The 13,849-nt window shown below is 57.7% G+C and carries 13 protein-coding genes and 1 pseudogene; 4 read left to right on the forward strand and 10 right to left on the reverse strand.

Going from position 1 to position 13,849, the window contains the following annotated elements:
• A partial coding sequence (locus tag Q7T10_RS12840; RefSeq protein ID WP_304748799.1) for an EAL domain-containing protein occupies positions 1-349 on the forward strand: 349 nt, incomplete at its 5' end.
• 56 nt (positions 350-405) lie between these two features.
• Here Q7T10_RS12840 and Q7T10_RS12845 read toward each other — a convergent pair.
• From Q7T10_RS12845 to Q7T10_RS12885, 9 genes and pseudogenes are all read right to left on the reverse strand, one after another.
• Positions 406-2,151: an AMP-binding protein gene (locus tag Q7T10_RS12845; RefSeq protein ID WP_370653764.1), complete on the reverse strand. Its 1,746-nt coding sequence runs from the start codon at positions 2,149-2,151 to the stop codon at positions 406-408.
• On the reverse strand, positions 2,148-3,662 hold the full coding sequence (locus tag Q7T10_RS12850) for an amidase (protein ID WP_304748823.1): 1,515 nt from the start codon (positions 3,660-3,662) through the stop codon (positions 2,148-2,150). Before Q7T10_RS12850 ends, Q7T10_RS12845 begins: the two co-directional genes overlap by 4 nt.
• A gap of 354 nt (positions 3,663-4,016) precedes the next feature.
• Positions 4,017-4,520: pseudogene (locus tag Q7T10_RS12855) on the reverse strand (ABC transporter ATP-binding protein); the annotation flags it as partial.
• Entirely contained in the window at positions 4,517-5,254 is a 738-nt protein-coding gene (locus Q7T10_RS12860; RefSeq protein WP_304748801.1) for an ABC transporter ATP-binding protein, read from the reverse strand. The gene Q7T10_RS12860 and the pseudogene Q7T10_RS12855, both read right to left, overlap by 4 nt.
• Positions 5,244-6,320: a branched-chain amino acid ABC transporter permease gene (locus Q7T10_RS12865; protein WP_304748802.1), complete on the reverse strand. Its 1,077-nt coding sequence runs from the start codon at positions 6,318-6,320 to the stop codon at positions 5,244-5,246. Before Q7T10_RS12865 ends, Q7T10_RS12860 begins: the two co-directional genes overlap by 11 nt.
• A complete protein-coding gene (locus Q7T10_RS12870) occupies positions 6,317-7,183 on the reverse strand; it encodes a branched-chain amino acid ABC transporter permease (RefSeq protein ID WP_304748804.1) in 867 nt (288 codons plus the stop codon). The genes Q7T10_RS12865 and Q7T10_RS12870 overlap by 4 nt, the downstream gene beginning before the upstream one ends.
• Positions 7,184-7,262: 79 nt before the next feature.
• On the reverse strand, positions 7,263-8,486 hold the full coding sequence (locus Q7T10_RS12875) for an ABC transporter substrate-binding protein (protein ID WP_304748806.1): 1,224 nt from the start codon (positions 8,484-8,486) through the stop codon (positions 7,263-7,265).
• Positions 8,487-8,497: 11 nt separating this feature from the next.
• Positions 8,498-10,129 (reverse strand): flotillin family protein, encoded by a 1,632-nt coding sequence (locus tag Q7T10_RS12880; protein ID WP_370653765.1) that lies wholly within the window; start codon positions 10,127-10,129, stop codon positions 8,498-8,500.
• Positions 10,130-10,253: 124 nt separating this feature from the next.
• A complete protein-coding gene (locus Q7T10_RS12885) occupies positions 10,254-11,387 on the reverse strand; it encodes a substrate-binding domain-containing protein (protein ID WP_304748809.1) in 1,134 nt (377 codons plus the stop codon).
• A 94-nt stretch (positions 11,388-11,481) separates the two neighbouring features.
• On the opposite strand from Q7T10_RS12885, the gene Q7T10_RS12890 reads away from it, so the two are divergent.
• Positions 11,482-11,898 (forward strand): MarR family winged helix-turn-helix transcriptional regulator, encoded by a 417-nt coding sequence (locus tag Q7T10_RS12890; RefSeq protein WP_304748812.1) that lies wholly within the window; start codon positions 11,482-11,484, stop codon positions 11,896-11,898.
• Between the two features lie 140 nt (positions 11,899-12,038).
• Here the strand turns inward: Q7T10_RS12890 and Q7T10_RS12895 are convergent, their stop codons facing one another.
• Complete coding sequence (locus Q7T10_RS12895; RefSeq protein WP_304748815.1) at positions 12,039-12,854, reverse strand: thioesterase family protein; 816 nt, start codon at positions 12,852-12,854, stop codon at positions 12,039-12,041.
• 358 nt (positions 12,855-13,212) lie between these two features.
• On the opposite strand from Q7T10_RS12895, the gene groES reads away from it, so the two are divergent.
• Together groES and Q7T10_RS12905 are read left to right on the forward strand one after the other, a co-directional pair.
• Positions 13,213-13,503: a co-chaperone GroES gene (gene groES, locus Q7T10_RS12900; RefSeq protein ID WP_304748817.1), complete on the forward strand. Its 291-nt coding sequence runs from the start codon at positions 13,213-13,215 to the stop codon at positions 13,501-13,503.
• A gap of 51 nt (positions 13,504-13,554) precedes the next feature.
• Positions 13,555-13,849: TCP-1/cpn60 chaperonin family protein (locus tag Q7T10_RS12905; RefSeq protein WP_304748819.1), on the forward strand; the 295-nt coding region annotated here is incomplete at its 3' end.

Genomic DNA, 13,849 nt, shown 5'->3' on the forward strand with positions numbered 1-13,849 from the left:
GCTGAAAGCCCATGGTGTGGGTTTCTCGCTGGATGACTTCGGCACCGGTTATTCATCGCTGTCGTACCTGAAACGGCTGCCGCTGGATCAGCTCAAAATTGACCAGGGCTTCGTCCGCGACATCCTGATCGACCCCAACGACGCCGCCATTGCCAAGATGGTCATTGCCCTGGCCGACAGCCTGGCACTCACGGTGATCGCGGAGGGGGTGGAAATCGAGGCGCAGCGCGACTTCCTGGCACGCCATGGCTGCCACGCCTATCAGGGCTATCTGTTCAGCCGACCGCTGCCGGTGGACGAGTTCCAAGATTACGTGAACCGGGTTGACGCGGGCTCGGTAACCGCTTAATCCCCCGAAGCGAACAGGCGATCCATATCATCCTTCGTTCGGACAGCTCAGAACGTTCAAGCGGTGCGTGCCACAGCCAGACCCAATTCCTTGATCATTGCATCACGCATGACAAATTTTTGAGCCTTTCCTGTGACTGTCATTGGAAGCGCCTCGACGAAACGGATGAGTCTCGGTACTTTGTAGTGTGCAATTCGCCCTCGGCAGTAGTCCCGAATGGCATCCTCCGAGACGTGAGCCCCGGGCTTGAGCACTATCCAGGCGCAAATTTCCTCTCCATACCGACTGTCAGGCACCCCGAACACTTGGACTTCTGAGATTGAGGGATGCCTGTATAAAAACTCTTCGATTTCCCGGGGGTAGATGTTCTCTCCCCCTCGAATCAGCATGTCTTTCAATCGACCAACGATGTTGCAGTATCCATATGCATCAATCGTCGCAAGGTCGCCGGTACGCATCCAACCATCAACAACGGAGTCACGGGTCTTTTCCTCGTCACCCCAGTACCCCCGCATCACCGAATAGCCCTTGGTCCACAGTTCGCCCGTGGCCCCCACCGGAACAGTTTGGCCGGCTTCGTCAACAAGTTTGACCTCAAGGTGCGGCTGCACCCTGCCCACGGTACTCACCCTTCGTTCGAGGTTGTCATCCGTCGAACTCTGGAATGAAATCGGGGATGTCTCGGTCATGCCATAGGCAATGGTGACCTCAGGCATGTGCATGTCGGAGACCACATGCTTCATCGTTTCAATCGGACATGGCGCGCCCGCCATGACGCCCGTACGCAGAGTTGAAAAGTCAAACTGCGAGAAATTGGGTACCCCCAGCATGGCAACGAACATGGTTGGAACACCATGCAGCGCGGTACAACGTTCGGACGACACTGCGGCCAAAGTCGCAACCGGGTCGAAAGACTCCCCTGGGAAAACCAGACAGCTGCCACTTGATGCACAGACCAGCACACCGAGCACCATCCCAAAGCAGTGATACAGGGGCACTGGAACGCAAAGGCGATCGCTGGCATCAAGTCGCATGGCGCCTGCTGTAAAACGGGCGTTGTTCACCACATTGTGATGAGACAGAGTGGCCCCTTTGGGATGTCCAGTCGTCCCGCTGGTAAATTGGATATTGATAGCGTCATGACACTTCAACGACCGGCCAACGATTGCCACCCGAGCCATTTGAGCGGGTCCTCCCATGGCCAGAAGCTGGTCAAAAGTAAACGTTCCTTTCTGACGCACTTTGGAGAACTGGACGATTGTCTGCAGCGCAGGCAGACGAGCGAGTTTGAGCCGGCCTGCCACTGAATCCATCAACTCGGGCGCAATCTCCCTGAGCATTGCAAGATAGTCTGTCGCCTTCACCCCCTGTGCACAAATCAGGACCTTCACCCCGACTTTGTTGAGTGCGTATTCCAGCTCTGCCATCTGATAGGCCGGGTTGATGTTGACCATCACAGCGCCGATTCGGGCGGTGGCGAATTGAACGAGCACCCATTCCGGGCGATTCGGGGACCAGATTCCCACGCGGTCACCCGGTTGAACACCCAGACACAGGAGACCCGCCGCCACCCTGTCGACTTCGACCTGGAACTGTCGCCAGGTCCAACGCACCTTGTGCTCCAGGAATACGAACGCTTCACGATTGCCCCACGTGTGTACGGTCTTGTCCAGCAAATCCCCTATCGTGTCATTTGAAAGTTCTGGCGTCGACAGGCCTTTCACATGCGACAAACCACCGATGGGGCGTTGCGCCGCGATATCGGAGCGCGTCGTGAAGCTGGAAAACGGATTGCCGCTCACAGTGTCCTCCAGTCCCCCACCCCCTCGAACGCCGCAGCTGCACGATAGATGGTGAACTCGTCCCAGTGTTTTCCAATCAACATCGCGCCCACCGGCAATCCGCCAACCAATCCGCAGGGGATGCTCATGGCCGGGTGCCCGGTGGCATTGAACGGTGCGGTATTGCCCACCATCTCGAACGCGCGGGCAATGATTTCCGCTATCGGCGCGCCAGGTTCAGGAATCGGCTGCGCGGTCATTGGAACCGTAGGCATCAATAACAAGTCGTACTCCTCCAGAGCCCGGTCATAGGCGATTCTGAGCTGGCGCGACAGATTCTGCGCCTTGGCGTAGAAGCGGCCCCGATGGTTGCGGATAAACCATTCGCCGACAAACATCGACACCTTCAGTGACGGGGACAATTCATCAGCGCGCTCGCGCCATCCCGCATGCTTGTCCATCAAGCTTGTCATGTACATGCCGCGCCAGTTGAAGCCCATGCCATTGCCATGCATCATCTGCGCCTGTAACCCCTCCAGCGTGATGGGAGTCCAGATGGCCGGCCCGTCCAGATGCATCGGTACGCTGACCTCCGCGACTCTAGCCCCCAGTCGCGCCAACGCGTCAGCGGCGGCACGGACCTTTTCGTCAACGCCCGCGGTCGCACCGACCTGTCCAAAGCCCTCGCGCAGCAAGCCGATGCGCAAGCCCTGTACGCCCCGGGACAGGGCATCGGTGTAACGGGTCGTCTTGGGGCTGTATTGCCGCGGGTCCAGCCCGTCTTCTCCAGCAATCACTTCCAACAGCAAGGCGTTGTCCGCCACGGTGCCGGTGATGGGCCCCAGGTGGTCGATGGTCGCCTCAATCGGCATGGCACCGGTGTAGGGCACCAGTCCATGCGTACCCTTCATGCCGTAACACCCGGAAAAAGCCGCCGGGATGCGAACCGACCCGCCCTGGTCACCACCGATGGCCATCCCGATTTCACCGGCGCCGACCAAGGCACCACAGCCCGAAGAAGAACCGCCGGCAATGTAGCCCATGCGCCAAGGGTTGTGCACCGGACCGGTTGCATTGGTGTGGCTGCCGCCTGAGAGACAAAAGTATTCGCAATGGGCTTTGCCGACAATGGTTCCGCCCGCATCAAGAATACGTCGCACCACTGTGGCGTCAACATCAGGGACGTAGCCCTCCAGGGTCGACGCGCCGTTCATCATCGGGACACCGGCCAATGCAATGTTGTCCTTCAAGACAATCTGTTTGCCGCGCAGGAGCCCGCTTTCGGCCCCGCGGACTTCAGCCTTGACGTACCAGGCGTTCATCCGGTTCTCCTCGGCCGCAGGACGCCGGCCGGGGGTTCTTGGATAGAGCACTTCGGGAAGGAAGTCCGGCAACTGTTCAATGCGGTCGTAGGCAGCAAAACTGCCCTCCATCTGCTCGAGATATTGCGCCAATTCGGCATCGGGCAAATTCATGTGCAATCGACGGGTGAGTTCGCGCAACTGGTCGATGCTCGGTCGGCGAAGCGTCATAGTGTTCTCCTTGTGTGCGGGTTTGACTGGAGTCGGTTGTTTCACGGCAGGACCATTGAATGAAGCAGCGACAGGCGCAGGGTTAGCAGGCGCCTTGGCGCCAACTCGTGTTGACCTGGCGGCGCCCCAGCCGAGCAAGCTGTCCAGTGCCTGCGGTGAACGCAATTCGGATGCCGAATACTCCTGAACAATGGCCCCTTTCTCGAGCATCAACACCCGATCGGCACAGTCCAGAATGAAATCGAGGTTTTGCTCGGCGACCAAAATGGAAATGGACTCACGGTCCCGCAGTTGGACAAGCGTACGCGCCATCTCGTCGATGATGTTGGGTTGAATACCCTCGGTCGGCTCGTCTAGCAACAGCAACCAGGGCTGCGGCACCAGTGCGCGGGCCAGCGCCAGCAACTGCTGTTCGCCTCCGGAGAGCGCGCCACCCTTGCGGTCCAAAAGAGGCTCCAGCCGGGGAAACAAGCCCAGGACCCGGTTGATGGAAGTCTCCTCTGGCTCTCCCAAGGCGCGGGACCATGCCATACGGAGGTTCTCACGGGCTGTGAGCGTGGCCAGAATGCCGCGGCCCTGCTGCACGTAGCTGATACCCAGGCGCGAACGCGAGTGGGGGGCCAGCGCATTGATTTCAACCCCATCGGCACGAATCGAGCCGGCCCTGACCTCCAGTGCGCCGGCCAGGGTTTTCATGAGCGTACTTTTACCCATGCCGTTGGCCCCCAGAACACCAACGATTTCACTCCTGCCAACATCCAGACTGAGACCGCGCAAAACCGTCATCGAGCCGTAGCCTGCCTCGATTCCTTCAACCTGAAGCGCCAAGACTTCCTGATGGGCCAAAACTGCGCTCATTTGTGTTCTCCATGATGCTTGCCAAGGTAGACGTCTCGAACCCGCTCGTCTGCCAGCACTTCACCTGCCGTTCCCTCGGCCAGGATCCGGCCGCGATGAAACGCCGTCACCGTCTGGGCAATCGCTCGCACAAAGTTCATGTCATGCTCGACCACGACCACGGTGGCGCGCGCGGTCAGCTCTGTCACAAGTTCGGCCATCCTTTCAACCTCGTCGCGGGTCAATCCCCCTGCAGGCTCATCCAGCAAGACAAGCCATGGGTCGGGCGCCAGCACCACACCGAGTTCCACAATCTGACGCTGCCCGTGGGCCAGCGAGCCCGCGGCGCTCCACACATGCGGACCAAGCCCCAGCTGGTCAATCAGCGCGTCAACGCTGGTCAGAACCTCAGAGCGCGTCCGGCTCGGAATCGAACGTGCCGCAAGCCAGAGATTTTCATGAACAGAAAGTCCGTTCATCAGGCTGGGAACCTGAGTTTTGACGCCTACGCCGTGGCGCGCAATTTCATGGACCATGCGTCCGGCAGTCGACTCACCGTTGAGGACAATTTCTCCCTCCGTTGGCGCAAGCTGGCCACTCAGGCATTTGAAAAAGGTTGATTTTCCAGCGCCGTTCGGTCCAATCAGGCAGCGCAATTCGCTGCGGCGCAGCTTCATGGAGGCGCCATCCACGGCGGTGACGCCGCCAAAGCGCATCACCACGCCAGTGGCCTCCACAACAGTGTCAGGCGCCATGGCTTTCCCCCGCGACAGCGGCGTTCGCACGACGATTTCGATAGGAAGTCAAAGCGCGAGTGAAGGTCGGCAAAACGCCATTTGGCAGAAACAAGACAACCACAACAAGCAGCAGACCCATCACTACCGCGTTATCGAGCAGTTGTTGACTGCCAAGGTAACCTTTCAATGCCCCCAGAAGAACCGCGCCAAGCATCGGTCCCCACAAGGTTCCCAATCCGCCAACCAGAACCCAGATGATGACTTCTGCAGAAACGCCGAGCGAAAAGACCTCGGGCGTGACAATCTCCGCCCAGCAGGCATAGAACACGCCGGCAAGCCCCGCTAACGCACCGCCAATACCAAATGCCAGTGTCTTGGCCAGGCGCACGTCATAGCCCAACAACTCAGCTCGCAACTCGTTTTCCCGGATGCCGACCAACTGACGGCCAAAGGATCTTGCGCAAATCCAGCGCAGAAGCAGCCAGCCAGCAAGGAGGCACACCATCACCACGTAGTAGAGCGCCAGCCCGGTCACCGGAACATCAGCCAGACCGGGGACGTTGAGCGGCGCAAAGTTCGGGATACCGTTGAAGCCGCCCAACCTTGCGGTTCCGATGACATAGGCTTCCCCGGCAGTGCTGTTGGCGTATTTAAAGAGCAATAGCGTTACCACCAAGGTGATGACGCCCAGATAGACATCGCCAATACGTCCATAGAACATCATGGCACCCAGGGCTAGCGCGGCGCTCCCAGCCACAGCAACAGCTAACAACAGCGCACCGGTCGATTCACCGAAGTTGATGGACGCTACTGCGTACGTGTAAGCACCCAGGCCGTAAAACGCCGCCTGCCCGAAACATAGTATTCCGCCGATACCCCACACGAACGCCAACGAGAGCGCCAGCAGTGCATAGATGGCCAGGAGAGTCAATGAATACTCGCTGACAGCCAGAGGAGCCAGTACCAGCAGCAGAAGCGTCAAACTGAATCCCGTCCACCAGGACAGGGGTACCCCATTTTGGGCGGCACCCGAGATACGGGCGACTCGACGCATGCCCCGCAGTGGAAGTTGCGTCTTTTTCATGCAGCACCCTTGAACCAGCGCGAGGTAATACCCTGAGGCAGCATGCGCAACAGTGCCACCGCAGACAGGAGCAAGGCCATTTCACCGACGACGGGTGTCGCCAGCAGTTCAAAGACCTTGGCAACAGTGCCCAGCAAGACACTTGCGGCCACTGTGCCCGTGACAACCGAAGCACCTCCGGTAATCACAGTAATGAACGCTTTGGCGATGAACTGACCACCCGCATTGGGGGCCAGCGCTACCACGGGCGAGAGGATGCCGCCGGCCAGGCCCGTGACCATGCTCCCGACGACAAAGGTGGTCATATAGATCTTCTGGGTGGAGTGTCCCAGTGCCGCCGAGACTTCAGCCGATTGCATGGCACCGCGAACAATAAGGCCGGCGCGGGTGTGACGAAGTACCAGGTAGAGACCGACCATCAGGACCAGCGTTATGACGATGACAAACAGGCTGTATCCACCCATTCGGAATTGCCCGATTTCCATTGGTCCGAGTGGATTCGGAACGCCCGAGGTGGTGGCCCCGAATGTCATTGACAGGCCCCCCGACATTGCCAGGGACAGGCCCCAGGTCGCCAACATCGTGTCGACAGTGCGGCCGTAGAGCCATCGCATCACGATTCGCTCCACCAGCAAACCAAATATGCCCACAGCGATCGGCGCCACGATGAGCATCGCAACCCAGATGTTGCAGCCCAAGTTGAGCGCAACAATAGTCGCATATCCGCCGAGTACGATGAATTCACCATGCGCCAGATTGATGACCCGCATCAGACCAAAAATCAATGCCAGACCCGCCGACGCCAAGGCGAGGGTCGAAATCGTATAGGCGAGTTCGAGCAGACTGACGACGATGAGGTCCATGACGGTTCAGTGAGAAAGTTGAGTTGTGCAGGCCGGTGTTCGGCCTGCACGCTGGCAATGCAAAACTGGGATGACCGTCTTAAATCTTTATCTCGTGCTGAACACTCGATTTCGGGTTCTTGCGCAGGTCACACACGGCCTGGGTATCTTTCGGGCCCCGTTGGGGGAAAGACTGTAGTTCCTTCAGTTGCTGGCCTCGCATCTCCATCACGTGCACATCGAGGGTCACATGATGCGTTTGACCATCGATGGTCACTTTGCCGGACGGCCCTTCAATGGAGACGCCGGACGCCATGGCCGCTACAACCTTGTCATGATTCAGGCTCCCGGCACGCTTCACGCCCTCAGCCCACAGCTTGATGCCTTGATAGTGCGACACCGCGAGCTCATGGATGGCTTTGGTGTTTCCTGGGTACATTCGACCCCAAGCCTCAAGGAACTTCGTGTTGGCAGCGGACTTCAATTCTGGTGAGTAGTTGTCCGCCACCAATATGCCATCGCCTTCCGCCGCAGTCAGCACCTGATGCTCATTGCCAATGCCCAGGGTAGTCGATGCCATCGGTATTTTTGCCTTCATGCCGGCGGCAGCCCATTGCCGGTAGAACGACAAGTGCGCGCCACCGACAAGAGCACTGATGACAAAGTCAGGTTTGGCCTGTTGAATTTTTGCGATGGTGGAATTGAAGTCGGCAACGTCCAGAGGGAAAAAATCGACACTCACCGCCTGCCCGCCGTTTTCAGCCAAATATCTCTGGAACCATTTGGCCATGTACTGGCCATAGTTGTAGTCGGCCGCAAGGATGTACGCCTTCTTGCCCCACTTCTTCATGGCGTAGGGCACGAGAACCTCAGCTTGCTGCGCTGGCGTGGTGCCGACCAGGAAGGTATTGGAGTCACAAACGCCACCTTCGTACAGGGGCGTGTACACATACAGGACGTTTTCACGATTGAGCAGGGGACGGATCGCTTCACGAGAGGCAGACAAGATGCCCCCGATCACGACATCCACTTTGTCCTGCTTGGTAATCTGCTGCGCATACTTGGTGTACAGCGCCATGTTCGACTGGGTGTCATAGGCAATTTTCTTGACCTGACGACCGAGCAGCCCACCTGCTTTGTTGATCTCATCAATCGCCAAATCAGCGGCCATGTTCATGGGTTTGCCGTATCCGTCGAAATTGCCTGAGGTATCAAGCAGACTTCCCAGCTTGATGGGGTCGGCTCCCCAGGCGAATGGCGCCATCGCAGTGGCAGCCGTCAGCGTCGAGGCTTTTACTAATATATCTCTGCGGGTCATGGTCATGTCAATGCTCCTTAAGTTTGATTGGAGGGGTTGGGGGGGCTGGAAGTGCTGGTGCCGCGCGCCTTTTGATGGTCAACGGCTGCGCGAAAGTGGTCGGACTCGGCTCTGGCGAGTTGGGGAATATTCAGGTCCAGGTCTGCACCCATCGACTCGCCCAGTTTCTTGAGCATCGGGAGGTTTAGCGCCATGTCATAGATCGCATCCATGGGACCCGAAGAGCCAGCACCTTTGCCGCCGTTGGACCCACTCATACCTGACAGGTGATTGATGCGAATCGATTCAATCTTCTCCAGCGGCTTGACCATCTTCTCGGCCAGTTTTGGCAGAGCGTCCAGGCGCGCCATCTGCAGGCGCAGGTCCATGAGCTCTGGCGTCTGCGCGTTGTCTGCCGAGATTCGTGCCGCCGCACCGGCAGCCTCTGCAACCATACTGGCTTCCTGGGCGGCAGCTTTTACGCGCGCAGCATCCGCTTCCGCCTGTGCAATTTCAAGCAACCTCGACACCTCAGCCTTGACTCGCATTGAATCGGTTTCGGACTCCTGCGCCATGCGTGCCAGAGCCAGCTCATGCTGGCGCTTCTGCACAGTCATTTCCCGCTCAGTGTTGCCGCCTTCCTGCTCAAGCAGGAGTTTCGTTTTCGCGCGTTCACCGTCAATTGAAGCCAGCGCTTCGGCCTCCTGATGTCGCGACAATTCGATGGCCTGATTGACGCGCTGCACCTCCAGGGCCAGTCTGGCCTGCAGGCGGGCCATGTCGAGTCCATGGTCGCGCTCGATTTGTGACGCAGACAGATCTCGCTCTCGGTCTAGTCGTGCTCTCTCTACCGACAGTTGTGCCAGTTCTTTGGCCCGGGCCACCTCCGCTTCGCTTCGGGTGCGACTGTTTTCCAGTTCCTGGCGCTGCCCGATTTGCGCCTGCTCCTGTTCGATGTTGAGCTCGATACGCCGTTTGGTTGTGAGCAACTGTGTTTGCGCCACGGAGATTTCGGCGTCAGACTCCGTCTCGGCCCGGCGCTTTTTGTTCGTCGCCACAATTTCTGCCAGCTTGCGCATTCCCACGGAATTGAAGACGTTGTTCTCGTTGAGTGCCGAGAAGGGTGTCTGATCGAAATGAACCAACGCAACTGACTCCAGTCGCAATCCATTTTCATTGAGCTCCTGCACCAGGGCATCACGAACCGAGGCGACATACTCAGCCCTCTTTTCATGCAAGGCGTCCAGGGTTCGCACGGCGGAACACGACTGAATCACGTCGGCAAACCGGCCTTCCAGCATGCGACCGAGTTCTTCGGAGCGAAGAGCCCTTGCGCCAAAGGTCTGTGCGGCGGCGGCGACGCCGCTCGGGTCAGCATTGACTCGTACCCGGAACTCCATCGTGACGTCAACTCGCAGTCTGTCTTCGGTGAGAAGGCTGCTTTCTCCGGCCCGTTTCAGGAGCACGCGATGAGCCCGCATGTTGATTTCATCAACGCGATGCAACATGGGGAGGGCAAAGAAACCCCCATCGAGAGCCACTCTTCGTCCACCCGCCCCAGTGCGCAAGAGGGCCGTGTCACGTGTTGACTTGCGGTAGAAGCGTTGCAGAAATGCAATGCCCACCACGATCGCAACAATTGCCAGAACTATCCAAGCGAGTAGAGCCACACCAAACCCCTAACTTAAAGGCACCACTGAGGTGAAATTCAATTTCCGTGGAAAGTATATTACTTTCCACGGAAATTAAATAACTGGTGCTTACCCTAGGGCTTACGCGCGTTATGCGCTTGGCTCAAAAACTCTTGACGACGCGAAATAGATGCCCATCAGCGCGGGCCAGATGAACGGGATAGCTGATGGCAGAGTTGCTGGTCCAACCGATGCCGCGGACTCCCTTGTATTCGAGCGGCCTGCCGTTTCCTTGCTCAAGTGCCCTCAATGCGAGAGCTGCAGCAAAGTGAATTCCCTCGTAATTGGACTGCCCAAGCGAATTCAGGGTTGGAGCGCGCTGTCCAAAGCGTTGGTGGTAACGCTCCTTGAAGCTCATGTTGGCGTCATCGGTCAACGCCCCGAAGTATCCGGAGCTGACAAAAAGGTTATCCGCGTTGCCTTCACCAATGGCCAACAGGATATTTTCTTCAACGGCGCAAGATAACCTCAGAATGCTGTGACTGAGGCCTGCTTGTCCAAAAGCGCGATTGAAGTCGATGGCATCTTGACCCACCAGCGAAAGTAGAACAGCGTCCGGCTTGACTTCCTCAATCTTCTGCAGAACCACATCGAAGTCCTCCGCACCAAAAGGCACATAGTCCTCCGACAGAACCATGCCACCGGATTGATTGACATAGCTTCTTGCCAGCCGATGCGATATCCATGGCCACTCGTAGTCATTCCCGATGAACATCCAACGTCGAGCGTGCCTCTGATTGACCAGCATGTCGATGGCCGGCCGCAATTGCCTGTCCGGTGTCTCACCAATGGTGTAGACGCCAGGTGATCGCTCAACCCCTTCATGCAAAGCCGTATAAACGTAGGGCAAACGTCCCTGACAACCCTCAATGACCGCCCGGCGAACGGAGCTTGTGTGCATGCCGACGATGGCTCCAATGCTTCCCGAGTCGACCAATTCGCGAGTCATTTGGGCAACATCCTCAACCTCATCCGAGGCATTGAAGCATTTGAGTCTGACTTCACGCCCAAGTATTCCGCCGGCTCGATTTATCTCCTCGGCAGCCAGGGTGGCGCATGCAATCGCGGAAGGTCCCCAGATTCCCGCCACCCCTATCATCGGGACAAAGAGCCCTATCGAGAATGAATCGTCCTCCCAATCCACAGGAAATGGAAATGATTTGCGAGACCCTGGTCGAGACATGCCGAACCGATAGCGGGGAGCAAACGTTCCAACACTTTGGTGACTATTCAGCATGCTGGGTTGAGTCCAGATTGAGATAAATCAGTATAAAGCGAATTACTTTCCACGGCAACTAAAGTTAGAATCGAGGAAAATTTCAGACATCAACATGGCACCGATTGACATCACTTTAATCCTCGAACAGGCTCAACGACGTTTGTCGAGGGAACTGGATCGGGTGCTTTCTGAAGTTGGTGCGCCCGCCGAGCAGTGGCGCGTGCTGGACAAGCTATCGGACGAGAGTGGACGCCCGATTGGCGAGTTGGCTCAGCAACTCAGCATGAATCCTCCGACCATGACCAAGCTCATTGACCGCATGGTCGCAGCGGGTCTGGTACAACGAATCGTTGACGATGAAGACAGCCGGCGAGTTCTGGTTTTTATTACGGATGCTGGTCTGGTTCTCTTTGGCAAGCTTTCGCAAAAGGCAACAGAATTCCATGAGGGCCTGGCCGAAAGCCTCAATGCACGGGAAGCGCTGCAGCTCAGCAAGTTGCTTGGTCATCTGACAAATCGACTGAACTGAATTTCGGTCCTGGCAAGCTGAAAAAACATTGTGAGCCCAGTCCTGCACGAAGACCGGACTTGACCCGCTTTCAAAGGCAAACTTCATTACATATCGCAAGCGCGGCAATGCGGTTGTTCGTGCCTTTATCCGCATTCCGATCAAGCGCGCCGGCTAATTGTCAGGCTCTGCGTGGCCCGCCCAATGAGGCCGTGAATGTCGTAGAGGGCCGATTCCGCGAGGCCGCAACCTTTCGGGCCGAGGAGGGTCCGTGCGTCGATGCAGATCCATTCACCTTGAGGCGGGCGCAACAGGTTAATGGTCAGGTCCGAGTTGACGAAGCTGTAGCTCTGCAAGTCGAGAATCGCGCTAATACCATTGCCGGAATCGGCAGCGACTGCGACGCGCTGGTAGACGCCAGGCGCTTCACTGTCAAGCAGTGGGTGACGCAAGCGAAACCAGATGGCACAGGGGCCCTTGAAAAAGCGGCCGTGCGCCACGCGAGTTTCGACCAGGTCCGCGTAGCCCACATGCCTGCCAGCGAAGGGGAAGACAGCCTGGGGCAAACCTTCGGGGCCTTGCGGTGGCGGCGGCAGTGGGTGGCCCGGCAGGCCATCCGGAATCGGCACGTCATTCTCACGCTGAGCCAGTGCCGTGAAGCGGGCAACCTCCTTCCCGCCAGCCATCAGCCGCGCCGAGAAATGGCCGGCATTGCGACCGGCATAGTCCGTCGCGACCTCGATCGAGAGTTCGCCGATCGGCACAGGGCGAAGCAGGTTGGCGGTGAGCCGCGCGATGTGGGTCAGTCCATGCGCCGTCGCGGCACGTTCAATGGCGCGGCACACCAGCGCGATCGGCGGGCCCGCGTGCTGGTGCTCATGGTGCCAGGGGCCGCGTGTGAGTATGCTGGAACGATAAGTTCCACTGTCGAGTAACGAGTAGGCGCTGGAGGGCATCGCTTCTGCGGGATTGGTCAACTGAAACTCCTGTCAAGGTGGCGGTTTAGCTGTTGCGGGGTATCTTAATAGGGGGAGGACGCTCCTCGCCTGCACGTCGGCTCTGCGTTACCTGCTACGTCAGCCCAGGGCAGACGCCCACCGCAAAACAGCCGTCGATGCATATTCAGTCAGATCATCCATGACAACAGACGACAGCTGTTTTACCCACCTGGTCTTGAAAGTCTGGCAAATGGCCTTATCATTAGCACTCGTAAGAGTTGAGTGCTAACAGGTCTTTTGACCTCGCCGCACCTGCTCTTCAAGTTAATGAGCGCTAACTTATTTGAGTTGGCGCGCTTGATTTTCAACCTACGTTTCAAAACCAATAGGAGCTCCCATGAAACTTCGCCCTCTGCATGACCGCGTGATTGTTAAACGCGTGGAAAACGAAACGAAAACTGCCTCTGGCATCGTCATTCCTGACAGCGCTGCCGAAAAGCCTGATCAAGGTGAAGTACTGGCTGTGGGTCCTGGCAAGAAGAACGACAAGGGCGAAATCAGCCCGATGGCTGTCAAAGTCGGCGACCGCGTGTTGTTCGGCAAGTACAGCGGCCAAACCGTCAAGGTTGAAGGCGACGAGTTGCTCGTCATGAAAGAAGACGACCTGTTTGCGGTTGTCGAGAAGTAATTTCTCAAGCCTTTCTTTTTTCAACTAATTAACTGAATTCGGAGTCATCACATGGCAGCAAAAGACGTAATTTTTGGCGGCGAAGCCCGCGCACGCATGGTCGAGGGTGTGAACATCCTGGCCAACGCCGTTAAAGTAACCCTCGGCCCCAAAGGCCGTAATGTGGTTCTGGAGCGCTCGTTCGGCGCCCCCACCGTGACCAAGGACGGTGTTTCCGTCGCCAAGGAAATCGAACTCAAGGACAAGCTGCAAAACATGGGTGCGCAGATGGTCAAGGAAGTTGCTTCCAAAACGTCTGACATCGCTGGCGATGGCACCACCACCGCTACCGTGCTGGCACAAGCCA

The organism is Rhodoferax sp., assembly GCF_030646845.1.
Lineage (GTDB): Bacteria > Pseudomonadota > Gammaproteobacteria > Burkholderiales > Burkholderiaceae_C > Rhodoferax.